At 70.1% G+C, this 24,294-nt stretch carries 24 protein-coding genes; 7 read left to right on the top strand and 17 right to left on the bottom strand.

What is annotated here, in order from left to right:
* Positions 1-45: 45 nt before the first annotated feature.
* From DKM19_RS16990 to DKM19_RS16975, 4 genes are all read right to left on the bottom strand, one after another.
* A complete protein-coding gene (locus tag DKM19_RS16990) occupies positions 46-2,019 on the bottom strand; it encodes a phosphocholine-specific phospholipase C (RefSeq protein ID WP_110696535.1) in 1,974 nt (657 codons plus the stop codon).
* Positions 2,020-2,049: 30 nt separating this feature from the next.
* Entirely contained in the window at positions 2,050-3,522 is a 1,473-nt protein-coding gene (locus DKM19_RS16985) for a hypothetical protein (RefSeq protein WP_110696534.1), read from the bottom strand.
* Positions 3,523-3,787: 265 nt separating this feature from the next.
* Positions 3,788-4,741: an N-acetyltransferase gene (locus tag DKM19_RS16980; RefSeq protein WP_110705768.1), complete on the bottom strand. Its 954-nt coding sequence runs from the start codon at positions 4,739-4,741 to the stop codon at positions 3,788-3,790.
* Between the two features lie 71 nt (positions 4,742-4,812).
* On the bottom strand, positions 4,813-6,390 hold the full coding sequence (locus DKM19_RS16975) for an MDR family MFS transporter (protein ID WP_110696533.1): 1,578 nt from the start codon (positions 6,388-6,390) through the stop codon (positions 4,813-4,815).
* A gap of 125 nt (positions 6,391-6,515) precedes the next feature.
* Between DKM19_RS16975 and DKM19_RS16970 the strand changes: the two genes are divergently transcribed.
* The 4 genes from DKM19_RS16970 (at position 6,516) to DKM19_RS16955 (ending at position 8,681) form a co-directional block, all read left to right on the top strand.
* A complete protein-coding gene (locus tag DKM19_RS16970; protein ID WP_110696532.1) occupies positions 6,516-7,067 on the top strand; it encodes a TetR/AcrR family transcriptional regulator in 552 nt (183 codons plus the stop codon).
* A complete protein-coding gene (locus DKM19_RS16965; RefSeq protein WP_110696531.1) occupies positions 7,064-7,330 on the top strand; it encodes a DUF4031 domain-containing protein in 267 nt (88 codons plus the stop codon). Before DKM19_RS16970 ends, DKM19_RS16965 begins: the two co-directional genes overlap by 4 nt.
* 83 nt (positions 7,331-7,413) lie before the next feature.
* A complete protein-coding gene (locus DKM19_RS16960) occupies positions 7,414-7,959 on the top strand; it encodes a type 1 glutamine amidotransferase domain-containing protein (protein WP_110696530.1) in 546 nt (181 codons plus the stop codon).
* Positions 7,960-8,150: 191 nt separating this feature from the next.
* The gene (locus tag DKM19_RS16955) at positions 8,151-8,681 is read left to right on the top strand and encodes an ATP-binding protein (RefSeq protein WP_089205695.1); all 531 of its coding nucleotides are present in this window, start codon (positions 8,151-8,153) and stop codon (positions 8,679-8,681) included.
* Here DKM19_RS16955 and DKM19_RS16950 read toward each other — a convergent pair.
* Entirely contained in the window at positions 8,568-9,986 is a 1,419-nt protein-coding gene (locus DKM19_RS16950) for a wax ester/triacylglycerol synthase family O-acyltransferase (RefSeq protein WP_369990534.1), read from the bottom strand. The two genes, DKM19_RS16955 and DKM19_RS16950, sit on opposite strands and share 114 nt — an antisense overlap.
* Positions 9,987-10,194: 208 nt before the next feature.
* Complete coding sequence (locus tag DKM19_RS16945; RefSeq protein ID WP_110696528.1) at positions 10,195-11,247, bottom strand: CdaR family transcriptional regulator; 1,053 nt, start codon at positions 11,245-11,247, stop codon at positions 10,195-10,197.
* Positions 11,248-11,467: 220 nt separating this feature from the next.
* Between DKM19_RS16945 and glyA the strand changes: the two genes are divergently transcribed.
* Entirely contained in the window at positions 11,468-12,655 is a 1,188-nt protein-coding gene (gene glyA / locus DKM19_RS16940; RefSeq protein ID WP_239514292.1) for a serine hydroxymethyltransferase, read from the top strand.
* A 192-nt stretch (positions 12,656-12,847) separates the two neighbouring features.
* Here glyA and DKM19_RS16935 read toward each other — a convergent pair whose 3' ends face one another.
* A complete protein-coding gene (locus tag DKM19_RS16935) occupies positions 12,848-13,495 on the bottom strand; it encodes a nitroreductase family protein (RefSeq protein WP_110696527.1) in 648 nt (215 codons plus the stop codon).
* Positions 13,496-13,781: 286 nt separating this feature from the next.
* Between DKM19_RS16935 and DKM19_RS16930 the strand changes: the two genes are divergently transcribed.
* Together DKM19_RS16930 and DKM19_RS51715 are read left to right on the top strand one after the other, a co-directional pair.
* Positions 13,782-14,246, top strand: coding sequence for a MarR family winged helix-turn-helix transcriptional regulator (locus DKM19_RS16930; protein ID WP_110696526.1), 465 nt, complete (start codon positions 13,782-13,784; stop codon positions 14,244-14,246).
* A gap of 39 nt (positions 14,247-14,285) precedes the next feature.
* On the top strand, positions 14,286-14,663 hold the full coding sequence (locus DKM19_RS51715; RefSeq protein ID WP_239514291.1) for a DUF2277 domain-containing protein: 378 nt from the start codon (positions 14,286-14,288) through the stop codon (positions 14,661-14,663).
* A gap of 68 nt (positions 14,664-14,731) precedes the next feature.
* Here DKM19_RS51715 and DKM19_RS16920 read toward each other — a convergent pair whose 3' ends face one another.
* The 10 genes from DKM19_RS16920 to DKM19_RS16880 form a co-directional block, all read right to left on the bottom strand.
* Positions 14,732-15,112 carry a hypothetical protein gene (locus tag DKM19_RS16920; protein ID WP_110696525.1) on the bottom strand — a complete coding sequence of 127 codons (381 nt, stop codon included), beginning with the start codon at positions 15,110-15,112 and terminating at the stop codon, positions 14,732-14,734.
* Between the two features lie 291 nt (positions 15,113-15,403).
* A complete protein-coding gene (locus tag DKM19_RS16915; protein ID WP_110696524.1) occupies positions 15,404-16,777 on the bottom strand; it encodes an NADP-dependent succinic semialdehyde dehydrogenase in 1,374 nt (457 codons plus the stop codon).
* Between the two features lie 505 nt (positions 16,778-17,282).
* Positions 17,283-17,453 (bottom strand): DUF4175 domain-containing protein, encoded by a 171-nt coding sequence (locus DKM19_RS49500; protein WP_162641545.1) that lies wholly within the window; start codon positions 17,451-17,453, stop codon positions 17,283-17,285.
* A 181-nt stretch (positions 17,454-17,634) separates the two neighbouring features.
* A complete protein-coding gene (locus DKM19_RS16910) occupies positions 17,635-18,144 on the bottom strand; it encodes a GNAT family N-acetyltransferase (RefSeq protein WP_239514290.1) in 510 nt (169 codons plus the stop codon).
* Between the two features lie 99 nt (positions 18,145-18,243).
* Positions 18,244-18,762, bottom strand: coding sequence for a hypothetical protein (locus DKM19_RS16905; RefSeq protein WP_110696523.1), 519 nt, complete (start codon positions 18,760-18,762; stop codon positions 18,244-18,246).
* On the bottom strand, positions 18,759-20,009 hold the full coding sequence (locus tag DKM19_RS16900; protein ID WP_110696522.1) for a DUF58 domain-containing protein: 1,251 nt from the start codon (positions 20,007-20,009) through the stop codon (positions 18,759-18,761). Before DKM19_RS16900 ends, DKM19_RS16905 begins: the two co-directional genes overlap by 4 nt.
* Positions 20,009-20,986: a MoxR family ATPase gene (locus DKM19_RS16895; RefSeq protein WP_110696521.1), complete on the bottom strand. Its 978-nt coding sequence runs from the start codon at positions 20,984-20,986 to the stop codon at positions 20,009-20,011. The genes DKM19_RS16900 and DKM19_RS16895 overlap by 1 nt, the downstream gene beginning before the upstream one ends.
* Positions 20,987-21,385 (bottom strand): hypothetical protein, encoded by a 399-nt coding sequence (locus DKM19_RS16890; RefSeq protein ID WP_110696520.1) that lies wholly within the window; start codon positions 21,383-21,385, stop codon positions 20,987-20,989.
* Positions 21,382-22,068, bottom strand: coding sequence for a DUF4129 domain-containing protein (locus DKM19_RS16885; RefSeq protein WP_110696519.1), 687 nt, complete (start codon positions 22,066-22,068; stop codon positions 21,382-21,384). The genes DKM19_RS16890 and DKM19_RS16885 overlap by 4 nt, the downstream gene beginning before the upstream one ends.
* A 106-nt stretch (positions 22,069-22,174) precedes the next feature.
* Positions 22,175-24,235, bottom strand: a complete 2,061-nt coding sequence (locus DKM19_RS16880) for a Xaa-Pro dipeptidyl-peptidase (RefSeq protein WP_239514289.1) — start codon at positions 24,233-24,235, stop codon at positions 22,175-22,177.
* Between the last annotated feature and the right edge of the window lie 59 nt (positions 24,236-24,294).

Below are 24,294 nucleotides of genomic sequence, written 5' to 3'. Positions count from 1 at the left end.
TTCGCGGCGGGCCCCCGGACGTCGATCCTCGCGCCCTGCGGCCTGTTACATGTCGTGCAGGGTGCCCGCGTAGCGTTGGGCGAACCGGCCGCCGGTGCCGGCCGTGACGGTGAAGTCGTACCGGCCGCCGTTACCTGACCAGGTCGGCTGGGCACGATCGCCGGGCCCGACCCAGACGGTCTGCGGCTTGCCGCCGAAGTCGTTCGGCGTGATCGTGAAGGCGACCTCGGTGCCGCCGTCGTTGATCAGCTTCAGCTCGATCGAGGCGGTCTCCCTGTGCCCGCCGTTGCGCGGCTTCGCCTGGACCGACGGGACGGCGACGTCGTCCTGCTCCGCCCGCACGACCGTTCCGGCGAAGCGGCGCACGAAGCCGTCGGCGCCGTGCACGGTGAAGTCGTAGCGGCCGTCCGTCGCCGTGGCGTCCCACACGTAGGTCCGCGAGGAGCGCGGCGCCACCGTGAACGGGGTGCCGGTGAAGGGCTGGACGAGGTTGGACAGGACCGTGAAGTGGAAGGCGGCGGTGCCGTCGTTGACGAGGGTACAGGTGACCTTGCCGCTCTCCCGGTCCACCGACACGTCCGCCCACGGGCGGTAGGGAAGCGGGCGATGGGGCCGGTCCCCGGGCTCCTGGACGGCCTCCGCCTGCTGCCCGGCCGCCGGCGGCCTCACCGCCGGCAGCGAGCTGCCGGCGTCGGCCGCGGCCATCAGCGCCACCGTGTCGGGCAGCCGCGGGATGCTGTAGTCGGGCTTGGTGAAGTCGAAGCAACTGGTGAGGTCGCCGCAGACCGCGCGCCGCCAGTCCGAGATGTTGGGCTCCCGGACGCCGGTGACGCGCTCCAGGAAGCGCAGCACCGAGGTGTGGTCGAAGACCTGGGAGTTGACCCAGCCTCCGCGCGACCACGGCGAGATGGCCCAGAGCGGCACCCGGCTGCCGAGCCCGATCGGCTTGTCCCCGGCGAACTCGTCCGGCGTTTCCGGCTCGGGGAACGGCGGGATGACGTGGTCGAAGTAGCCGTCGTTCTCGTCGTACATCAGGAGGAAGACGGTGTGCTCCCACACGTCGGGGTTGGAGAACAGCGACTGCAGGGCGGTGTTCACCCAGTGGGCGCCGTAGTCGGGGCTGGCCGCCGGGTGCTCGCAGAACAGGTAGGGCGCCACCAGCCAGGAGACCGTGGGCAGGGTGCCGTCCTTGCAGTGCTGGTCGAACGCCGTCAGGTCGAACCTGGTCATCGCGTTGACGTACCGCGGGTCGTCCTTCGGGAAGGCGTGGAACTGCTTGAAGTACGACAGCGCGTTGTCGTCGTAGTCGCCGTCGCGGTCGTCCGAGCCGTCGGGGTTGTGGTAGACGCGCCAGCTGACGCCGGCCTTCTCCAGCCGCTCGGCGTAGGTCGTCCAGTCGGCCACCGGGTTGTCCGTCACCGGCGTGTTGTCGGTCCACGGGCCGGTGGTGCCGTCGCGGCCGGGGCCGGCGGTGCCCGACCACAGATACAGGCGGTTGGGGTCGGTGGGGCCGTTCATGGAGCAGAAGTAGCCGTCGCAGATGGTGAAGGCGTCGGCCAGCGCGTACTGGTAGGGAATGTCCTGGCGGGTGAAGTACCCCATCGTCCGCTCGCCCTTGGCGGAGACCCACTTGTCCATGGCGCCGCCGTTGACGGCCGTGTGACCCGTGTCCCAGTCGTGCGGGAGGCCGCCGGCGTTCTGCGCGTTGTATTTGGTGGTGTCCATCCGGAACGGCAGCAGGTAGCCCTCGGTGCGCCCTCTGTCGGGCTGGCGGAACACCGAGTCCCCGTTGGGGAAGACCAGCGCCTGCCGGTCCTCGAAGCCCCGCACCCCGTTCAGGGTGCCGAAGTAGTGGTCGAAGCTGCGGTTCTCCTGCATCAGGATGACGACGTGCTTGACGTCGGCGATGCTTCCGTGCCGGTGATCCGCGGCGTTGGCCGTGCCGGGCAGCCCTACGGCGACGGCCGCTCCGGCTGCTGCGGTGGCGCCCATGAAGGCACGGCGGCTGATCTCAGTCATGCGAGGGGAGTTCCTTCGGTCGATCGGGGGTCAGCGGGCGGCGGGCAGGGTGAAGGTGACGACGGCCGCGGCGTGGTCGGAGGGCCAGCCGTTGGCGGCGGTGTCCGGCACCGGCCGCGGCCAGCCGGTGTACAGGCTGTGGGCCTCCAGGACCTTCAGCTTTCCCGCGTACTGGATCTGGTCGATGCGGTCCTGGGGTTCGGCGCCGCCGCCGTCGTGCTCCGGCCGTACCGGCGACCAGGTGGTGCCGGGGTCCTTCACCGGGTTGGAGCGGGCGTCGCGGAAGGCGTCGACCAGACCCGCCTGCTGCAGTGCGTCCGTGACCGGCCAGCGGACCCGGCCGACTCCGCCGTGCGCGGAGGCCGTACGGGACGTCCAGTCCAGGTGGGAGGGAGAGGCGAGGCCGGCGGCCAGGACCACCGGGACGTCGGAGGCGAGGTCCCGGCGCATCGCGGCCAGCAGCGCCTGAGCCTGCCGGTAGCGGAGCGTCAGCTTCTCCGCGGCCTCCACCTGCGCCGCGGTCCGGCCGGGGCGCACCGTGTACGGTCCGTAGTCGGCCTCGTCCAGCTGGGCCGTCCACAGCCGCAGCGTGCGGTGGCCGGGCAGCCGGACGGTGACGGCCGCGGCGGGCAGGTCGGCGGTGGGGTCCGTGGGGTCGCCGAGCGGATGGCGGCTGACGATGCCGAGGCTGCCGCTGCTCTGGTAGAACTCCCAGCCCAGTGCCTCGGCGAGCGCGCGGGCGGCGGTGCCGCCGGTCTCCTGGAGCGCGACGATGTCCAGGCCCTGGGTGAGCACGAGGCGCAGTTGCTTCTCCAGGGGGTCTTCCACGTGTGACCCGGCGTCCCAGAGGTTCAGGGTTGCGATCTTGATCTGGACGCGGTCCATGGGCGACCGCACCGGCACCTGGACGGTGACGGTGTCGGTGCCGGCCGCGCTGTCCCGCACGCCGACCACCAGTTGCCCGGGGGTGCGGGGGGCGGAGGCGGGGGCGGTGCCGGTCACGGTGCCGTCGGCGGCGACCGACAGCCAGGGTGCGCCGCCGAGGCGGCTGAAGGTCGCGTTGCCGGCGGGGTTGCCCTGCGGCCTGATCCACAGCCCGCCCAGGCGGACGGAGAACGCCGCGCCGGCGGTCTGCGGGGCCGTGGTGAGGGAGTCCACGACCGCGTGCGGACGCGGGATGACGGGCCTGGGAACGAAGGTGAACGGGGCGGTGCGGGCGAGGATGCCGTAGCCGTCCTTGGCCAGCAGGTAGGCGGTGTAGGGGCCGCCGCTCAGGCCGGAGGTGTCGAGGGTGGTGTCTCCGGAGGCGCCGGGTGTGTACACCCACACCAGCGAGCCGCCGGTGCCCGGCTGCCGGTCACCGTCGTAGATGCCGATCCAGTTCGTGGGATCGGGGGCGTCGGTGGCCCAGTGGAAGGTCAGCCGGTCACCCTCGTAAGGGGTGGTCGGAGAGGTGAGAGCGATGACGTTGCCGGCTGTCGCGGCGTGAAGAAGGGGTGGCACGGGGGTATGGGTCCTCTCCGCCCGGGTTCCCTTGAGCGATACCCGGGTTGGACAAGTTGTCTATATAACTCCCCTAGTAAGCAGTTCTCCGGCGGCTGTCCCATGAACGGCAGGCGACAGCCGCCCAAGAAGCGGCAGAAATCACCAGATAGCACCAAATCTCACGCGGCCGGTGTCGACTCCGGGACGGCGGCATGAGGTCGCGACTCCGGCCGGTCGGGCGGTCGGACCGGGGCTGGGCGAGGCCGCAGGCCACGCCCGGGGGTCAGACCGCTCGCCGCCAGACGTCGATCGCCAGCACCTGGCGCATGCCGACCGACAGGTACAGGTCCAGCGCGGGCGTGCTGTTGTTGGCGTCGACATGGAGGTAGGTGCCGGCCCGGCCGCGCCGGGCGTCCGCGGCGAACGCCGCACGCAGCATGAACCGGCCCAGGCCGCGGCCCCTGAAGGCCGGCAGGACGGCCAACTGGCGCACGTAGCCGCAGTTCTCGTCGCCGGCGAAGGCGTTGGTGCCCAGCAGCATCGCCGCCGGCTCGCCGTCGATCCGCGCGACCGCGAGCTGCGACCAGTCGGAGCTGGCCGAGGAGTCCAGATCGCCGTACCACTCGTCGTAGTCCACCGGGGTGAACCCGAAATGGTCGGCGAAGCCGGCCTGCTGGACGGCGTGGCCCTGGCGGCGCACCTCCTCGGTGAGGCCGTCGTGCACCGACACCCCGGGCGGAAGCGGGGGCTCGGGGACCGACGCCTCGTGGTCGGCACGGAGCCGGATGAAGCTGGTCGCGGCGCTGAACCCTCGGGCGGCGGCGATGGCGCGCTTGCCGCTGTCCTCCCGATACAGGCCGATGTCCACCACGGCCCTGTCGTGGCCGAGCTCCGCGACGATCTGCCTGGCCCGCTCGGTCACGGTGTCCCAGAGCCCGCCCGTCAGCCCCGGCGCGTCGGGATGCACCACCACGTCGATGTCCACGTTGTCGCTGCCGCCCTTGCGGCGGGCCCAGGCCCAGGCGACCAGGCGCCCGGCCCCGTCGTGGACGACCCAGCCGTCGGTCTCCCTGTCGAAGGCCGGTTCGTTCAGCTCGTCGGTGACGTCGTCCAGGGTCATGTCGGCCTTGCCGATCACCTGGGTGTCACAGAGCGAGATCAACGCGTGGATTTCCCGCGCGTCTTCCGGCAGGGGCCGCCGGGTCACATACCCGGCGGCGGGTGCGCTTGTCGTCATGGGTCCCATGGTGCCGCGCGACACTTGCATCTCACTGAGGTGCGACTTGGCGCCGGAGGCCCGACGCGAGGTCATTCGAGGATCGGGACGGGGGTCTCCGCCTCCTCGTTCTTGTCGAAGCCTCCACGCAGCGGGATCTCCTGGATGAAGGCCGCGATGAGCGGAACCAGGACGGCGAACAGGATGGCCCACCAGAACACACTGGAGATGGACGAGGCCAGCGACTCCAGGAAGCCGAGGCGCACGTTCGGGGGCAGCTGCTCCATGGCCGCGGGGTTGAACTGGCCGCCGCCGGTGGCGAGCTTGTCTCCCAGGGCGGGGCCCAGCTTGTCCGTCAGGCCGGAGGTGAGGTGGTTGTTGAAGACCGCGCCGAACAGCGAGACGCCGAACGAGCCGCCGATGGAGCGGAAGAAGGTGGACGCGCTGCTGGCGACGCCCAGGTCCCTCTGCTCGACGCTGTTCTGTGCGATCAGCATCGTGGTCTGCATCAGGAAGCCCATGCCGAGGCCGAGCACCGCGATGAACACGCCGGTCTGCCACGTGGGCGTGTTGACGTCCATCATGGAGAGCAGCCACATGGCGATCGCCATGATCACGCCGCCGATGACCGGGTAGACCTTGTATCTGCCGGTTCTGGTGATGGCCTGGCCGACAAAGAGCGAGACGACCATGGACGCGCCCATCATCGGCAGCAACAGCAGGCCGGAGTTGGTGGCCGAGGCTCCCTGGACCGTCTGCTGGAACAGCGGCAGGAAGTTGATCGCGCCGAACATCGCGAAGCCGAGCAGGAAGCCGACAAGCGAGATCAGCGTGAAGTTGCGGTCACGGAACACGTTGAGCGGCATGATCGGTTCGGCGGCGCGGCGCTCGATCGGGACGAACAGCGCCAGCGCGACCACGGCGAGTGCCGCCAGGCCGAGGATCTGCGGCGAGGTCCAGCCGTAGTCGTTGCCGCCCCAGGTGGTGATCAGGACCAGCGCGGTGATGCCGATCGAGAGCAGGACGGCGCCGAGCCAGTCGATGCGGTGCTCGGTGCGGTACTTGGGCAGCTTCAGCTTGACCGCCAGCAGCGCCAGGGCGACGAACCCGACGGGCAGGTTCACGTAGAAGGCCCAGCGCCAGTTGAGGTGGTCGGTGATGAATCCGCCGACGAGCGGGCCGGCGATCATCGCCAGCGACATCACCGCGGCCATCAGGCCCTGATACTGACCCCGCTCGCGGGGCGGGACGAGGTCACCGATGATCGCCATGGCGTTGACCATCAGGCCGCCGGCGCCGAGGCCCTGGATCGCACGGAAGGCGATGAGCTGGGCCATGCCGTCGGCGGGACCGCCCAGCATGGCGGATCCGGCCATGCCGCAGAGCACCGAGCCGATCATGAAGAGCACGATGGAGGCGAGGAAGATGTTCTTCCTGCCGTAGAGGTCGCCGATCTTTCCCCAGATGGGGGTCGAGACGGTGGTGCCGAGCACGTAGGCGGTGACCACCCAGGACAGATGGGCCAGGCCGCCGAGCTCCCCGAGGATGCGGGGCATCGCCGTACCGACGATCATGTTGTCGAGCATGGCCAGCGCTATCGCGAGCATCAGGCCCGGCAGCACTACCATGACCTCACGCCGCCGTCCCGGCGCCGGTGCGGTTTCCGTCATGTCAGCCTCCTCTTAGGGTAAAAAGGATCTCTGGCTTACCTGCCGACCGGCTAGCGTCGGATACGATGGAAATGTAAGCCGCTACTTGCCGGTCGTCAAGCAGATTCAATCCACCAGAGGGGATCATGAGGGAACACCCGGACACCCGGACCCGCATCCAGGAGATCGCCCTGAAGCTCTTCATCGAGCAGGGATACGAGGCGACCTCGCTCCGGGAGATCGCGGAGGCTCTCGGAGTGACCAAGGCAGCCCTCTACTACCACTTCAGAACGAAAGACGACATCGTCACCAGCCTGGCCGAGGACCGGCTGCAGGCGGTGCAGGAGCTGATCGCCTGGGCCGAGACCCAGCCGCGCACCGACGAGGCCCGGCGCGAGCTGATCCGCCGCTACTCCGAGGACCTGCACCGAGGGCGGCACCACGAGGTCATGCGATTCTCCGAGCGCAACCAGACGGCGCTCAAGCACCACCCCGTGATGGAGAAGACCCGTGACCGGATGCTGGAGCTGATCACCTTCCTCGTCGACCCGGACGACTCGGCCGCCACCCGGCTGAAGAACTCGATGGCCCTGTTCTCCATGCACGCGGCCTGGTTCATCCTCAAGGACGACAAACTTCCCGACGACGAACGCCAGGCGGCCGCCCTGGAGGTCGCGCTCGAGCTCATCCAGCGGTGAGCGTTCTCATCGACCCGCCCAACTGGCCGGGTCCGCGCGACCTGTTCTGGTCACACCTGGTCAGCGACAGCTCGACCGAGGAACTGCACGCCTTCGCCTCGCTGCTGGGCGTGCCGTCCCGGGCGTTCGACCGCGACCACTACGACGTTCCCGAGACGGTCTACGAGCGGGCCGTCGCGCTGGGCGCGCAGGCCGTGTCATCGCGCGAGCTTGTCACCCGGCTCACCGCGGCAGGTCTGCGCCGTCGCAAAGTTCGTCCCTGAATCAATGCCTATCGCATAGATCCCTACTTGCCGGGCATGACCCGCCCCTGAAGGACGTAACCAACACGCCAAAGGGGAAACCCATGCTCAACGACAAGACGATCGCGTTCCTCGTAGCACCGGAGGGCGTCGAGCAGGTCGAACTCACCGAGCCGTGGAAGGCCGTCAAGCAGGCCGGAGGCACGCCGAAGCTGATCTCCACCCGGACGGGGCAGATCCAGGCGTTCAACCATCTCGACAAGGCCGACCGGTTCGCGGTGGACGCGACGGTCGACGAGGTGTCGGCGGCCGACTTCGACGGGCTCGTGCTGCCCGGCGGTGTCGCCAACCCCGACATGCTGCGAACCGTGCCGGGCGCCGTCCGGTTCGCGAAGGGCTTCTTCGACGCGGGCAAGCCCGTCGCGGCCATCTGCCACGCGCCCTGGACCCTGATCGAGGCCGACGTGATGAACGGCCGGACGGTCACCTCCTGGCCGAGCCTCCAGACCGACCTGCGCAACGCGGGCGCGACCTGGGAGGACAGGGAGGTCGTGATCTGCACCTCCGGCCCGAACACCCTGATCACGAGCCGTATGCCCGACGACCTCAAGGCCTTCAACCAGGCCTTCGGCGACGCCTTCTCCGGCTGAGGACCACCCCCGGATCTCCCTGGCGTCTCCGGGACACTCGGAGACGCCAGGGACCGGGAGATTTCCGAATCCCCGGATTCCCCCCAGTCCCAGGGGCCTCCGTGGCCCCTCGTGCGGGCACGAGCATCTCTCTTCGATTAGGACGACCTAGGCGGGGCAAGGCTTAGTCGTCAGCTGCGAAGGAGGAGACCGTGGAGGCCACGATCGCGTTGCGTCTACCGCGTGACGCCGCGAGTGTTCCCGTCATCAGACAACTACTGGACGCCTCGCTCGGCGCCCTTGGCGTGGTGCCACAGATCCGGGAGGACATCCAGCTCATGCTCTCGGAGGCGTGTTCCAACGTCATCCAGCACGCAACCCCCAGCGACGACTACATGGTGAGCACCGAACTCTGCCGTGACCGTTGCGTGATCAAGGTGGTGGACGCGGGGAACGGCTTCGACTTCTCAGGAGTGCCCTCCTCGCCCTCCGCCACGTCCGAACACGGGCGCGGCCTGCTCATCATGCAGGCCCTGGCCGACGACATCCGGTTCGTGAACAGACACGAGCGCGGCTCGATCGTCTGCCTGGAGAAGGCCCTGCGCTTCGTCGAGGACGCCCCCGGCCTGTCACTGCTGCTCAGCGAGGAACACGAGCTCGGACAGCGCGTCCCTGAGGTAGTCGGTGACCGTCCATACGTCGGGAACCATCTCCCGGCAGGTGACCACGCCGACGTCCAGTGAGCCGTCGTAGGAGAAGACCGTGATGTTGAGGCCGCCGCTGGCGTCGGTGACCACCGAGACGGGGTGATAGGAGAGCAGCCGGGCGCCACTCACGTAGAGCGGGATCTGCGGGCCGGGGACGTTGGAGATCACAACGTTGATCGGTCCCGCACTCCCGGCGAAGAGGTTGAAGGCCGCGCGGGCGGCCATCCCGGTCAGGGCCGAGGGCATCATGTCGCTGAGCTCCTGGAGCCAGCGCGCCGGGGCGAGCGACGAACGGTCCTTGATCAGTTCCATCGCGTCCCGCACGGCCATCAGCCGTTCCACCGGATCGGCGACCTGCGTGGCCAGAGTAGTGATCATGATGGTGACCTGGTTGCCCACGCTGTGGTCGCCGGGAACCCTGAGGGAGAAAGGCACCCCGGCCACGAGCGGCTGCTCGGGCAGCGCGTCGTGCTTGAGCAGCCACTGCCGTAGCGCTCCCGCGCACAGGGTCATCACCACGTCGTTCACCGTGACGCCGAAGGCGTTCTTGACCTGTTTGACGTCCTTCAGCGGCAACGTGGTGAAGGCGAACCGGCGGTGGGCGGTGATCCTGCCGCTGAAGGGCGTGCGAGGCACGGTCAGGCGCGGAAGGGCGGGCACCGGATCGCCACCGGACAGGCGGTTGGCCAGATCCCGGGTGATGCGCGAGACCAGCCCCGCTCCGGGCACCTGGGAGATCAGCGGGATCTCGTCCAGGTGCGGAACGGCGTTGATCAGGAACCTCACCGTGTTCGCCGGGTTGACGATGGCCTTGGCCACCCCTCTGGCGACCATCTCCCGGGGTTCGACCTTCTCCTCGGGTTCGCTCGGAGGCGCCATCTCGATCTCGGCGGGCTCTGCGGAGGTGTCCAGCAGGGAGGCGAGCACGTCGGCGCCGGTGACCCCGTCGACGGCGGCGTGATGGACCTTCATGTAGAGGGCCGTCCGGTCACCGGCGAGGCCGTGGATCAGATACATCTCCCAGAGCGGGCGGCGCCGGTCCAGGCGGCGGGCGTGCAGCCTGGCCACCTGCTCGCCCAGTTGCTCGTCGTCGCCCGGCGCGGGCAGCGCGATCTCGCGTACGTGGTAGTCGAGGTCGATCCTGGTCTCCTCGGTCCAGTACGGATGGTCCAGGCCGAACGGCACGAAGGCCAGCCTCCGGCGGAACGGCGCGGCCAGGTGGAGCCGCCTGGCCAGCAGCGAGACCAGGTCCCCGCGGGTGAGCCCGCCGGACAGGATCGCCAGCCCCGCTATGTTCGCGACATTCGTCGAGGTCTCAAAGTTCAAAAACTGTGTGTCCACCGCGCTGAGCTGCCGCACCGTCTACCTCCGGGAAGTCGTCCTTCCATCCTGCTCCCGTGAGGTCGTCAGGGCCAACACCGCCAGGGTGACCAGGACCACCGCTGAGACGATGAGTAACGCGAGCGCGGCTATCGCGAGCACGACCATGACGCTGATGATTCCGCCGATCAACTCCAGCACCGCAGAGCTGTGCCCGAATTATTTGCCGTTACACCGTATTCCAGCGAATCAGCTTCAGCGCGAGATGGAGTTCTAACCGATGCGTTCCGTTCTTCAGGCTCCGCCCGGTGAGCTCCTCGATCCTTGCCAGGCGGTAGTAGAGGCTGGTGCGGTGCAGGTGGAGCAGACGGGCGGTCTCCTGCGCGTCTCCCCCGCTGTCCAGATAGCTCTCCAGCGTCAGCATGAGCGCCGGATGCTCGCGCAGCGAGGCGATCGGGGTGGCGGTGGGCTCGGCGATCAGCCGGTAGACACCCAACTCCGGCCAGCGGGCGACCGGCCCGAGCCCCGGTTCGGCCGCCGCCGCCCTGGCCGCGGCGACCGCCTCCCTGTACGCCTCCACCGCTGATTCGAGCTCCGGGTGGATCGCGCTGATCCCGACCTTCCCCTGGGTGCCGGCGGCCAGCCGCTCTCCCAGCGCCTGCGCGTCCTCACGCTGGTTCAGCAGCAGTACGGCGTGCCGGTCCAGGATCGTGAAGGCCGGAGGGCGGCGCAGGCGTGCGAGCTCCGCGCCGACCGCCTCGCGCAGGTTGGCCGGATCCCTCCGCAGGGCCAGGACGCGCAGCGGTCCCTCACCGAGCACGCCGGCCGCCCGCCGTACGGCGATCTCTCCGGTGAGCAGGCGGCGCAGGGTGTGAGAGCTCCCGCCGTCGTCGAGCAGGGCCGCGATCGCGGCGGCGTCATGGATGGCCCTGGACTGCTCCTCCGCGCTCAGCGGGCCCGTGCCCTCGATGATCCAGAGGTAGCCGACGCGCCTGTCCTGGTGAAGCAGCGGCACACAGAGCCGGGACGCCATGCCCAGCTCCGGATTGTCCGGGATCCGGACCGGCTCGCAGGTCTTCGTCACCCCGTGGGCCTCCTGCCAGGCCTCGACCTCGGCCGGAACCGACCGTGACAGGATGGCGTGGGCCCGGACCTGGTCGACCTCGCCGTGGTGGGCGCTGTGCGCGACGACCCGGCCCTCGAGGTCGTCCACGGACATGCCCCTGCCGACGGCCACGGCCAGTGATTCAAGGAGGTCTTGAACGTCATCCGCGATCACCATCCGATCCTACAGATGTAGGAAGGATCTCCACCGGCCGAACGATGACTCCTCCCGGCGTGGGCCATACCGTCACACCCATCACCCCGTGAGAGGAACCGCCGTGGAGGAGCGAAGCCGCGTCGCACCTTGGGCACCGCCCCGGGCGCAGCGGCGTCTGTCCGAACTGGAGTCCGAGCTGGCCGGCCTGGGCCTCGACGAGGTCACCCGGCTGATCGACGCGGTGCTGGCGGAGCACCGGGGCCGTCTGGACGAGGACGGCATCGTTCTCTACGCGGGCACCAACACCATGAGCCCGCGAGCCCACGCGGCCCACGAGGCCTCCCTGGGCAGCCGCCCGTCGATGGGCTGGCCCGGGGACAAGGTCCAGACGGGCCTGGACGAGCTGGACGTGCTGGAGGTGCTCGCCCCGCTCCAGGTCGCGGCGGTGATGGGCGGCGAGTTCGCCGAGGTGAGGCTGCAGAGCGCGACGCTGGCCAACCTCGCCTGCTACAGCGCCTTCACCCGGCCGGGCGACACGATCGCGGTACTGCCCCGGATCGCCGGCGGCCATGCCGGCCACCACGCCCAGGGCGCGGCCGGGATCCGGGCCCTGCGAGTGGTCGATCTGCCCTACGACGCCGAGCGGTTCGACGTCGACCACGCCGCGCTGCCGGCGTTCCTGCGCAGGCACAGGCCCGCGCTGGTGATGGTCGGGGCGAGCCTGATGCTGTTCCCCCACGACGTGGCGCGGATCCGGAAGGCGTGTGACGAGGTGGGGGCGTTCCTGGTCTACGACGCCTCGCACATGGCCGGGCTGATCGCGGGAGGCCGGTTCCAGCAACCGCTGGACGAGGGCGCGCACCTGGTGACCATGTCCACCTACATGTCCTTCGGCGGGCCGCCGGGCGCGGCCATCGTGACCCGTGACGAAAACCTCGCGCGCCAGGTGTCGACGGCCGCCTACCCCGGGCTGACCGCCAACTACGACGCCTCCCGGCTGGCCCCGCTGGCCGTCGCCGCCGCCGAGCACGCCGCCGGAGGCCCCGACTACGCCGACCGCTGCATGGCCAACGCCACCTCCCTGGCCGCGGCGCTGGACGGTGAGGGATTCACCGTGGCGGCCGCCTCTCTGGGCTGGACCGCCTCCCACCACGTCGCGGTGGACGCCGCCGCGTTCGGCGGCGGGGAGGACGCGGCCCGGCTGCTGGCCGAGGGCGGCGTCTACCTCAGCGGCATCGGCCTGCCCGACCAGGCTCCCGGCGGACCCGTACGCGGTCTGCGGATCGGCACCCAGGAGGTGACCCGCCGCGGCTTCGGCCCGGACGCCATGCGCGAGGTCGCGGTCCTGATCCGCCGCCTGCTGATCGACGGCCACAACCCGATCAAAGTGCTGCAGGACTCGGTGGCCCTGCGCCGTTCCATCCCCTGATCCCGGACCGGCCCGCTCGACCCCCAGGGGCTTGCCCCTCTGGCGGGCCGGTCCGTTTTTTCCTCTTCGAGCCGTCCTGCGCACGCGTGCAGTGAGTTTGACGGGGTGTCCCCTTGCCGGTGGTCCCAGTGCCGGACCCCCTCGTGGGGAATGCGCCGGGCGGGGCGGAAATCGGCCGTACGGCGTGTCCTCCTACCAGCGGTCCCAGTGCAGGACCTCCTCGTGGGGGATGCGCCGGGCCGGGCGGAAGTCGGTGCCGATGGTGAAGGCGAGGGGAATGAAGGCGGCCAGCATGATCTCGTCGTACGGAACGCCGAGCACCTGGGCCAGTTCGCGTTCCAGCGGGCCCTGGGCGGTCGTCCAGACGGTGCCGAGGCCACGGGCCCGCGCCGCGAGCATGAAGCTCCACACCGCCGGCAGGATCGACCCCCAGGTCATGGACTGATCCAGCACCGAAGCCCGGTCGGTCCGGCCCTCGACCGCGGGAATCACAAAGGCCGGGACCCGGTGGATGTTGTCGTACAGGTGCTGGAAACCGTCGGCGATGCGCTCCATGGAGCCCGGGTGGGCGTACATGCGGCGCAGGTCGTGTTCGTTCACCGGCGCGCCGCCGCCGGTCGCGACCGCGCGGCGGAAGATGTCTGCCACGGCCCTGCGCCGCGACTCCTCGGTGACGACCAGGAAGTGCCAGCGCTGCCGGTTGCGTCCGGTGGGGGCCTGGGTGGCCAGGTCCACACATTCCTCGATCAGGCTGCGGGGCACCGGGCGGGTGAAGTCAAGACGTTTGCGGACCGCGCGGGTGGTGGACAGCAGCTCGTCGGGGGTCAGATCCAGGGTCATGGGAGTTTTCCTTTCGGGTCGAGTGGTCCGTCAGCCACCGGCTCGGGCATGGGCGGATTGGTGTCCGCGGCGGGCGGTGGATCCCGATGTGGATCCCAAGGCGGACGCCGAGGTGGGGCGATGGCGGCGCTGGGCGGCGAGAAGCCGCCCTCATCCGAGCTTCCATCTGAGTACAAACAATCTGTGTCCAGATTATTTGTGACCGTACGGGTAGAATCCATCTGATGTCAAACAATCTGCATCAAGATGGTTGGTGGTACGATCATCGGCATCGGAAGGGGACCAGATGGCGATCAAGACCACTGACCGCGCACAGACGATCTACTTTCCGCGACTCGCGGGCGAACGGCTGGACATCGCACTGTGCCGGGCCTCGGCCGCCGTCGCCCGCGCCGCCGAAACCCAGGCGGACGAACACGGCATCGGCGTCGGCCAGCACCTGGTGCTGAAGATGCTCGCGGCCGTCGGGCCCTGCTCCCAGCAGACCCTCAGCGAGGAGCTGCGCATCGACCGCAGCGTCATGGTCGGCGTCTGCGACGACCTGGAGAAGGCCGGGCACGTGCGCCGCGAGCGCAATCCCGCCGATCGGCGCGCCTATGCCGTCACCATCACCGACTCCGGCCGGGGGCTGCTCGCCGAGGCCGAGACCTCGGTCCCGGAATTCCTCGACCGTACGTTCCAGGCCCTGACCCCCGCCGAGCGCGACCACCTCACCGCCCTCCTCGGCAAGCTCCTGAACGTCGGCGGCTGAAGAGCGCACAGACGGTCGCGCGCATACCGGGCCGGGAGCATGCGGGGGTATTCGGCCGGCTCCGGCGCGGAGGACTTCATCGACCTGGAAGCCGGCGTCGACGGATGTGCCGGATCACGGGAACATATGCGTCCCCTCGCGACCGGCGGCCGGATACGACGTACCGTCTTGTTCATGTGCCGGAGCATCAAGACTCTTCGTGAGCCCTACGCCAGCGACGTGACCGACGACGACATGCGAGCCGCCGCGCTCCAGTACGTCCGCAAGATATCGGGCTTTCGCGCCCCCTCGGCCCGCAACGCCGAGGCCTTCGAGCGGGCCGTGGACGCCATAGCCGCCGCGACCCGGACCCTGCTCGACGACCTCGAACTGAAGCAGGTCTCCCGGGCCGCCTCCGGCGGAGATCAATCCGACTGATCTCCGCCGCGGGCACCGGCCCGGCCACGTCCGGCCTGCCTCAGGCGGGCCTCAGGCAGGCCGGACGATCACCGCTGTGTCATGAGCCAGCGCCAGCGGGGGATCTCGGCGACGACGCAGGCCACCGCGAGCACGCTCACCACGACCGCGATCCCCGGGTACCAGGCGGACCAGGAGGAGATCACGGCAGCCGCCAGTTCCATGAGCACCAGGGCGATGGTCACCACGCCGGGCACCGGGATCATCCCGTGCGCCTTGTCACCGGGGGTGGTGAACACCGTCGGCAGGCCGATGAGCACCACGACCGACAGGATCGCGAGCGGGATGGAGGAGGACCACAGAGCCCATGGCGTCGCGATCCAGGCGATGAGCTCGGAGGAGGCGCGGAGGACGGAGGCGAGACGGCTGTCGGGCGACCGCCCTCCGGGACCGGTTCGTTGATTCGGCACGGGCGCACGGTAGCGGATCGACCTCAGCCGTAGATCGCCGGGTCACCCTCGCACTCGTCCACGCGAACACGGACCTGCCCGAGAGCGCCCGGCTCCACGCACGATGTCCGCGCCCGGCCCCACACGCCGTGGCCGCACCCGGTTCCATGCGCGGTATCCGCATCCACCTCCACGCCCGTACCCGTACCCGGCCCCACGCGCCGTGGCCGTGCCCGGCCCCACGCGTCGTACCGGCTCCACACGCCGTGGTCGTGGGGCGCGGACGCCGGTCGGATCGGAACCGCCGGCGGGTCAGCCGATCCAGACGGCCTTGAGGTTGCAGAACTCACGGATGCCGTGCGCGGACAGCTCCCGGCCGTATCCCGAGTTCTTGATTCCGCCGAACGGCAGTTCGGGGTAGGAGACGACCATGCCGTTGACGGTGACGATGCCCGCCTCCAGGTCGGCGATGAAGCGCTCCTGCTCGCTCTCGTCCGTGGTCCAGGCGTTGGAGCCGAGCCCGAAGTCGGTGGCGTTGGCCAGTGCGAGCGCCTCGTCGATGTTCTCCACCCGGTACAGCGAGGCCACCGGGCCGAACGCCTCCTCCTTGAAGATCCGCATTTCCGGGGTGATGTCGGTGATCACGGTCGGCTGGTAGAACCAGCCCGGCCGGTCGGGGGTGAATCCCCCGCACAGCACGCGCGCACCGCGTACGACCGCGTCGGTCACCAGCATCTCCAGGTCGTCGCGCCCCTGCTCGGTGGCGAGAGGCCCCACGTTGGTCGACTCGTCCACCGGGTCTCCCACACGCAGCGCCTCTATCCGCGCCACGAACCGGTCGGTGAAGTCCTCGTACACGTCGGCGTGCACGATGAACCGCTTGGCCGCGATACAGGACTGGCCGTTGTTCTGCACCCGCGCGGTGACCGCGGTGGCCACGGCGCCGTCGAGGTCGGCGGACGGCATCACGACGTAGGGGTCGGAACCGCCGAGTTCCAGGACGGTCGTCTTGACCTCGCTCCCCGCGATCGCCGCGACCGACCGGCCGGCCGGCTCGGACCCGGTCAGGGTGGCGGCCACCACCCGCGGGTCCCGCAGCACCCGCTCAACCTGGTCGGACCCGATGAGCAGCGTCTGGAAGCAGCCCGGGGGGAAGCCCGCCCTGGCGAACAGCTCCCCCAGGTAGAGCGCGGTCTGCGGAACGTTCGAGGCGTGCTTGAGCAGCCCCACGTTGCCCGCCATCAGCGCCGGGGCGGCGAACCGCATCGCCTGCCACAGGGGGAAGTTCCACGGCATCACCGCGAGCACCGGCCCCAGCGGCTGGTAACGCGCATATGCCCGCTTCGCGCCCACGGCGGGAGCGTCCGCCGGCTCATCCGCCAGGAACGCCTCGGCGTGGTCGGCGTAGAAACGCATCCCCTTCACGCACTTGGCCACCTCGTTCCGGGCCTCGACCAGCGTCTTTCCCATCTCGGTGGTCATCATCCGGGCCACCTGCCCCTGCTCCGACTCCAGCAGGTCCGCGGCGCTCTGCATCCAGGCTGTCCGCTGCTTGAAATCGGTGGTCCGGTAGGTCGTGAACTCCGCGGCGGCGAGCGCCAGCCGCTCGTCCAACTCCTGCTCACTCAGTGATTCGAAGGTCTTCAGCGTCTCCCCCGTGGTGGGGTTGATCGTCGCGATCGCCATCGGTACCTCCTCGGCAACCGTCGCCCTCAGACGACGGGGCGGTCGGGCTTGAGAGCTTTCGGCGGGGACGATCGGCCCACCTGCGAGAACGGACCGGCCTCCTACGGCGCAGGCCGTACGCGGCGCAGGCGGGAGTCCATGGAGATCGGGCGTCCTGTCCCCCTGTCATCCAGTATCCCCTCCGCCCGCTCAGGGAGCGGAGGAGAGGATCCGGCATCGGCCACGTGCCCTCTTTCCAGGGCTTTACACGGGCGGTCGACGGAAGGGGAGATCCAGAACGGAACCCGGAGAGGGCCGCTCTCGTCCTGCGCCGTTCAACCGGCCGGACGCCGGCCGGGGAGGCGGATGGAGACCGGGCGGCTATCGGCCAGGAGGACCAGGCGGACACCGGTCAGGAGAACCGGATGGACACAGACCAGAGGGCCCGGGTGGACGCCGGTCAGTGGACCGGGCGGACGCCGCCTGTCCGGGCGGCGTCCCGGCTACGGAGCCCACCGGCCGGCGATCAGTCCCGGATGTGGGAGGAGCGGAAGAGCCTGGCCACGAACATGACCACCACGGCCACCAGGCCGATGATCAGAGCCCACTTGAGCAGTCCGAAGATGATGCCCATGAGCGAGCCGAGCAGGAAAAAGGCGAGCACCACGGCCGCCACGATCAACAGAATTCGTCCCATGCCCACAACGCTATGCGCCGGTACGGCCCGGCGGCAGAGGCACGGGTCAAAGTCAGGGACAAGCCAGGGTCAGGCCTTAGGGAGTGTCCGGCAAACAATCAGGGTTCGCGGTTGAACGGCCGCGTGGTGGACCGGGCTCCTCCGGCCCGGACGCGAGGCCGCCGCCGGTGACCGTGGGCTGTCAGCGAAGGGCCAACTCGTACTCGACCTGCTCGATCGGGTTGCCGTCGCCGAAGTCGTGGCCGCGGACCGCGCCTGACTCCGTGAAGCCGCTCTTGGCGTAGAAGCGGCGGGACTGGGGCGTGTCACGGAGCGTCCAGAGATGGACCCCGCTGAAGCCGTCCTCATGCATCCTTTGCAGGGAGGCGGTCATCAGGGCACCCGCGATCCCGCTTCCCCAGCCGTCCGGGTGTCCGTAGAAGCCGAAGATCTCCGCCGACTCCGGCCGCGCCGGTGAGGAGCCGAAGTAGGAGTAGGCCAGCGGCCGCCCGTCCAGCGCGGCCAGCATGGCCGTGTCCTTGCCCTCGGCGAGCACGTCGTGCCATTTGTGGCGCCGCCGCCTCACCGCTTCGGCGAAGAACTCCGGAGAGAAGAAGCCGGCGTAGGCGGCCTTCCACGACTCCGCGTGGATCTCGCCCACCACATCCCCGTCGCCCTTCGAGGCCGGGAACACCGTGAAGTCTCTGGTCACAAGAGCACGGTACCGAACCAAGGCCTCTTCTGCGATGAACACGCAATTGCAAAAAGGTTGCAATAATGCGCCGTATCCGGTGACCGGCCGCCTCCCGCGTCAGCGTCCCCCCGCGCCTGGCCGCGTCAGAAGGTGGGCGACGCCCAGCGCTCCCCCGGCGCCGAGGATGACGGCCACGGCCGATGGAATCACGAAGGGGGCGCCGGCCAGCGCGGTGATGGGCACGCAGACGGCGACGGACGCGGCGAGCACAACACCGACCCGGCCCAGCCAGGCGGTGAGCAGGGAGACGGGAATGTGCGCCGGCACCGGCACATGAGCGGCGACGGCGGCCATCGCGTGGTGGATGTAGAGGAGCGCCCCGATGGCCAGCGCCACGATCCAGGACGGGGAGTAGCCGTACACGACGGTGGTCAGCAGCCAGGACACCACGGTGACGACCTCCAGGGAGAGCACCCAGGCGCTCTCCGGCTCCGCCGCGGTGAGCAGGCCGATCAGGGCGGCGAGCAGCGGCATCACGATCCCGGCGCGATAGTCCGGTGGCATGGCGACGAGCAGCGCCGTCGTTCCGCAGGCCCACACCAGCGCCCGCCAGCTCAGCGAGTGCAGCCTGCTCATCGCGGCACCGCGGCGATCCGGGCGACGTCTCGCAGGACCGCGTCCAGGCTGCCCGAGCCACGCCAGACCTCGACCGGCACCCCGACCTCACGCAGGCGGCCGATGGTGTTCTCGCGTTCCAGCCGCCAGAGCCGCTCGGCCAGATCCGACCATTCGCCGGCTCTCCGGAGCTGGAGACCGGCGGGCATGGTGTCGACCGCGACCAGGCAGCGGCGGGTGCGGGCCAAGGTGGCCAGGGCGGTGGCGCTACGCGGGTCCAGGAGCGGGGTCAACATGATGACCAGGGCGTTCGAGGCCGGTGGTCCGGCGATCGGTGGCCGGTCGCCCAACGCGTCCCAGCCTTCGGGCATGGCTCTGGTATCGGCCAGCCAGGCGAGCTGGGCCAGGTGGTGCCGCCGGCCCGTGCCGGGGGGCAGCCGCCGCAGCCGGGGTCCGAACTCGGTCAGGGAGACCCGGTCACCCTGACGGGTGTAGTGCTCGGCGATCGCGGCGGCGGCCCGGACCGTGGCGTCCAGCACGCTCCCCGTACCGTCGTCGCCGCCGCCCGCCTCGTGCAGGACGTCCAGCAGCAGGACGATCCCGGCGTCGCGTTCGGGCTGGGTGGCGTTGACGTACGGCTCGCGGGTGCGCAGGGTGGTCCGCCAGTCGATGCGGCGCAACCGGTCGCCCGACCGGTAGGGCCGGACTCCGGCGAGCTCCCCTCCCTCGCCGGACCGCCGGGAGCGGTGAACCCCGGACATCCCGTCGGCCCGGGGCACGAAGGCGCGCGAGACGAACGGCTCGGCGGCCGGGAGGGCCCGCACGGTCTCGGGGGGCAGCACCAGCTCGGGAAACTCCAGCAGCCCGTCGCAGGCGATCACCCGGACCCGCACCGGCCCCAGCGAGTGGACGCCCCAGCGCCTGGCCGTGCCCGTGAGTGCCACCTCGGCGGGCAACGACGCGACGTGGTGCATGACATTCTGGCCCAGGCCGGGCGAGACGTCGGGACTGACGACGCACAGCGTCGAGTGGTCGCCCTCCACGGTGACCGAGGCGCTGACGTCACCGCCCTCGACGACGGCGACGTCGTCGAGGCGCAGGGCGGCCCTGGGCGGCCCGGCCGGCCGGGAACGCAGGGTGAGAGCCGTGCCCAGTGCGAACGGCACGGCCATGACCAGCAGGTCCACCCGGCCGAACGTCACCGCGAGCAGGCACAGCCCGACGCTGAAAACGACCGCACGCCGCAGCGCCGGGGTCGAGGCCCACATCACGTGCCACCGGTGTAGGCGGGGAGCTGCTCGGAGAGGGGCGCGGGGGTGCGGGCGCAGATCTCCTCGACGATGGAGACGGGATCGACGCGGCGGAGCCACATCTCCGGGCGGAGGCTGATCCGGTGGGACAGCGCGGCCGGAGCCACCCGCTTGACGTCCTCGGGGATGACGTAGTCGCGGCCGTCGAGCACCGCGCGGGCGCGGGCGGTCAGCAGGAGGGCGAGCGAGCCGCGGGGGGAGGCGCCGACCTGGAGCTGGGGATGGTCCCGGGTGGCCGACACGATGTCGACGATGTAGCGGCCGACCGAGTCCTCCACCGCCACCCCCTCCATCGCCCGCTGCATCTCGTTCAGGGTGGCGGCGTCCACGACGGGTTCGAGCGTGGCCTCCTCGGTACGGCGGGCCATCCGGCGCCCCAGTATCGTCCACTCCTCCTCCGGGGACGGGTAGCCGAAGGACACCCGGAGCAGGAACCGGTCGAGCTGGGCCTCGGGGAGCGGGTAGGTGCCCTCGTACTCGATCGGGTTGGCGGTGGCCAGCACGTGGAACGGCGCCTCCAGCGGATGCGTGACGCCTTCGACGCTGACCTGGCGTTCCTGCATGGCCTCCAGCAGCGCCGCCTGGGTCTTGGGCGGGGTGCGATTGATCTCGTCGGCGAGCAGCAGGTTGGTGAAGACCGGACCCCTGCGGAAGACGAAGTCGCCGTCGCGCTGGTTGTAGAGGAACGAACCGGTCACATCGGCCGGCAGCAGGTCGGGGGTGAACTGCAGGCGGGTGAAGTCCAGGCCGAGTGCCTGCGCGAAGCAGCGAGCGGTGAGGGTCTTGGCCAGGCCGGGAAAGTCCTCGAGCAGTACGTGACCGCCGGCCAGGATTCCGGCCAGGACCAGTTCCAGGGACTCACGCTTGCCGACCACGACGGTGTTGACCCGGTCGAGCACCTCGCGTGCGTGCCGGCCGACGTCGGCAAGCTCCATCTATATCTCCTCGATGCGCGCGACCAGGCGGGCCAGCTCGGCGCGGGTAGGGACCGCCTTCGCGGGGACGGTGATCAGTTTGTACAGTTCGGCGTCGAGGATCTCCGCGGCGCGGGCGGGGCCGGTCGCGCCGTGCCGCTGGCGGAGTCGTTCCACGGCCAGCTCGGCCAGGCGGGGCTGGACGAGCGAACGGAACCTCGGCAGGTCGTCCCGGGTGGAGGCGAGCCGGTGCTCCCACCACCGGGCCTCGGCGAACGCCCGGTCCGCCGGCTCTCCGGTCCGGGTCGCCCGTGGTTGGGCGGGCGGCCTCGACAGGACGACCGGGACCCGGCGGACGATCACGACGGCCAGTGCGACGGCGACGGCGACGATCCCGAGATGCCACAGGACGGCCGTCACGACGACAGCTCCGCGTCCACCTCGGCCAGTGCGCGGCGGGCCGTGTCGCGCAGCGATTCGGCCACCTCGTGCGGAGCGTAACGCGCCTGGCGGTAGGCGCCCGCGAGGCGGCCCAGCGCGGGTTCGCTCACCTCGTGTACGGCGAGCAGCCGGGCGACCAGGTCCGCTGTGGTGTCGGCGGCCATGCGCGGGGTTCCGGACCCGGCGGCGGCGTGTTCCAGCCGGAGCCAGCAGGCGATCACCGCGCGGCGCGGGTCGTCCCCGGCGTCGAGGTCGGCCAGGGCCGCCCTGAGCGCGGCCCGCACCTCGTCGCCGCCGGCGGCGACGGCCACCGGTTCCTCCGGTGCGGGGCGGGGCGGGGGCGGCCGGTCGTCGGGTCGCGTGAGCATCCGGATCAGCATGACGATCATGGGTGCGGCGAGCACGGAGCCGATCGTGACCACGGCCCAGAAGGAGAACTCCCCCAGCGGGTCGTCGTCCCCGGGCCGGGAATCGACGGTCCGGCTCGGGATCGGGAGGGGGCTCTGCGCGGAGAGGTCGGGGACGAAGGCGTCCAGGTCGAACGTGGCGTCGAGCCGGACCCCGCCCACGGCGAGCCCGACGGCCATCAGTCCCACGACGACCATCGCGAACGGTGTCCACCGACGCCACCGGCCCGCAGGCGAGCTCCCCAAACGACGCATATCGCGGCTCACTCCATCAGGGGTCAGCTTCTCCGTCAAGGGCCGGAATCCGTACGGGCCGCCGCGGGGAGTCGATCCCCCGAGGCGGCCCGCCTACCGGAAAGGACTAGCCGAGGGCGGCGCGGCCGCCGACCAGGGGAAGCGTGACCGAGCTGTCGTCCGGCTCGACCGAGACACCTGTCCCGGCGGGCAGGCGGAGCGTGAAGTCGCGGTCGGTGGAGATGAGCACGACGCCGATCCGATGGCCGGCCTTGACGATGTAGTCGTTGGGCTGGAGGTCGACGTCGAAGTCGTAGAAACCGCCCTCGCGGAGCAGTTCGGTCCGGGAGTCGGACTTACGATTGCGGACGTCGATCCACCCCCTGGTGATGATCTTGTAGGGGGCCGTCACCGTGATGTGCTGGGCGAGGCGGGCGCAGCCGGTGTCGCCTGGCACTCCCTGGCCGTAGCAGACCGGGGTGGTGCCGTAGACGACCGAGCCGTAGGCGCGGGCGTCGGAGCCGTAGTCGACCAGCAGTGCCGTCAGGTACGGCGAGTGCCCGCCCTGGAAGGCCGCCCTCACCGAGACCTTCGGGGTGCCGGACAGGCGCACGTCCCTGGTCACGGGGTCGGACAGATAGGCCAGCCGGTTGGGATCGGTGGTCTCGACGTTCTCGGCGAGCTGATCGGCGGCGCGGACGTTCTGGTCGACGAAGGACTCGACGGCGTTGCCCCGGGGGCGCCTGTCGCTCAGAACGCCGTTGCGGCCGTCCTTGCCCGCGGAGAGGTTCAGCCGCACATCACGCGTGCCCGGCAGCGGCCACGAGGCGTGCTGTGCCCACTGGCCGGGACCCGACTCCACGTCCGCCTGCGGCTCGTCCATGATGCCGTTGCGCAGGCCGTACAGGTAGAAGTCGAACCAGTGGTGAAGCTGGCGCAGCCACTCGGCGTTACGCTGGGCGAAGGAGAACGGGTTGAAGTGGGCGCCCTGGTGCAGCCAGATCTTGCGCGGCACGTCCCGCTCGGCGAGCGCGTTCCACCACTGGACGGCCTGCTTGGTCTTGACGTTCCAGTCGTTGAGACCGTGCACCAGGAACACGCTGGCGCGGACCTTCCGCACGTCGTTGAGGTAGTTGCGATCGTCCCAGAACCTGGAGTAGTCGCCGGTGACGCGGTCCTGGTCCTGTTCGATCCGGTCGATGAGCGCGCCACAGGCGTGTTCGGCGTCATCGCGGGTCAGGACGTAACGGGCGAGCACGTCGGCGTCCTCACCCTGGTAGCCGCCGGGAGCCAGCACGCCGCCATTGGCGCGGTAGTAGTCGTACCAGGAGGAGATGGCGGCGATCGGCACGATGGTCTTGAGCCCCTGGACCCCGGTGGCGGCGACGGCGTTGGGGAGCGTGCCGTTGTAGGAGACGCCGATCATGCCGACCTTGCCGGTGGACCAGTCGGCCTTGATCTCGTTTCCGGCCACGTCGAACCCGCGGGCCCGGCCGTTGAGCCATTCGATCGCGGCCTTGGGCCCGGCGGTCTCGTTGTCCAGACCGGTCGTCGGGCAGCCTGTCGCGCGGCCCGAGCCGAGGTTCTCCACCAGCGCGACCGCGTAACCACGGGGGACGAAGTAGTTGTCGTAGTAGCCGGTGAAGGGCGGCGCGATCGCCCGGGCCGCGCTCGAGTCGTCAAGACCGAACATCTCGTCACGCAGGTCGCTGAACTTGTTGTGCCGGTACTCCATGCCCGCGGGGTCCGAGCCGTCGAGGTCCACGACGTGGTTGGGCACGTCGTTGCCGCCCGCGTAGTAGGGGCTGGCCTCCATGATGACCGGGACCTTCAGCCCCGCCGCGGTCTCCTTGGGCCGCATGATGTCGACCGCGACCCGATCGGGGCGGCCGTCGGAGTCGCTGTCGACCCGGGCGACCTCGACGAACACGGTCTCGGTCAGGGCGTCGGCCCGCGAGTAGACCGGCTGGGTCTCGTTGTTCTCGATCGGTGCGGTCGCGGGTTGTGCAGCCAGGGGTTGCGCGGTCGCGGGCTGAGCGGCCGCGGGCTGAGCGGCCGCGGGCTGAGCGGCCGCGGCGGGCAGGACACCGGAAGGTACGGCTACCGCCAGCGCGATGAGGACTGTCTTCCACTTGTTCATCGAGGAGAACTCCCAGAGGGTCGACGAGAACTTGACAACTCCGGTCAATCTCTTCGAAGCAATATTGACCTGCAAGATCGAAGGTATAACGAATGGGCGGCTATCCC

This window comes from Streptosporangium sp. 'caverna', from assembly GCF_003203775.1.
GTDB classification, from domain to species: Bacteria; Actinomycetota; Actinomycetes; order Streptosporangiales; family Streptosporangiaceae; genus Streptosporangium; species Streptosporangium subroseum.
This window is presented reverse-complemented; position numbering and strand designations above follow the sequence as displayed.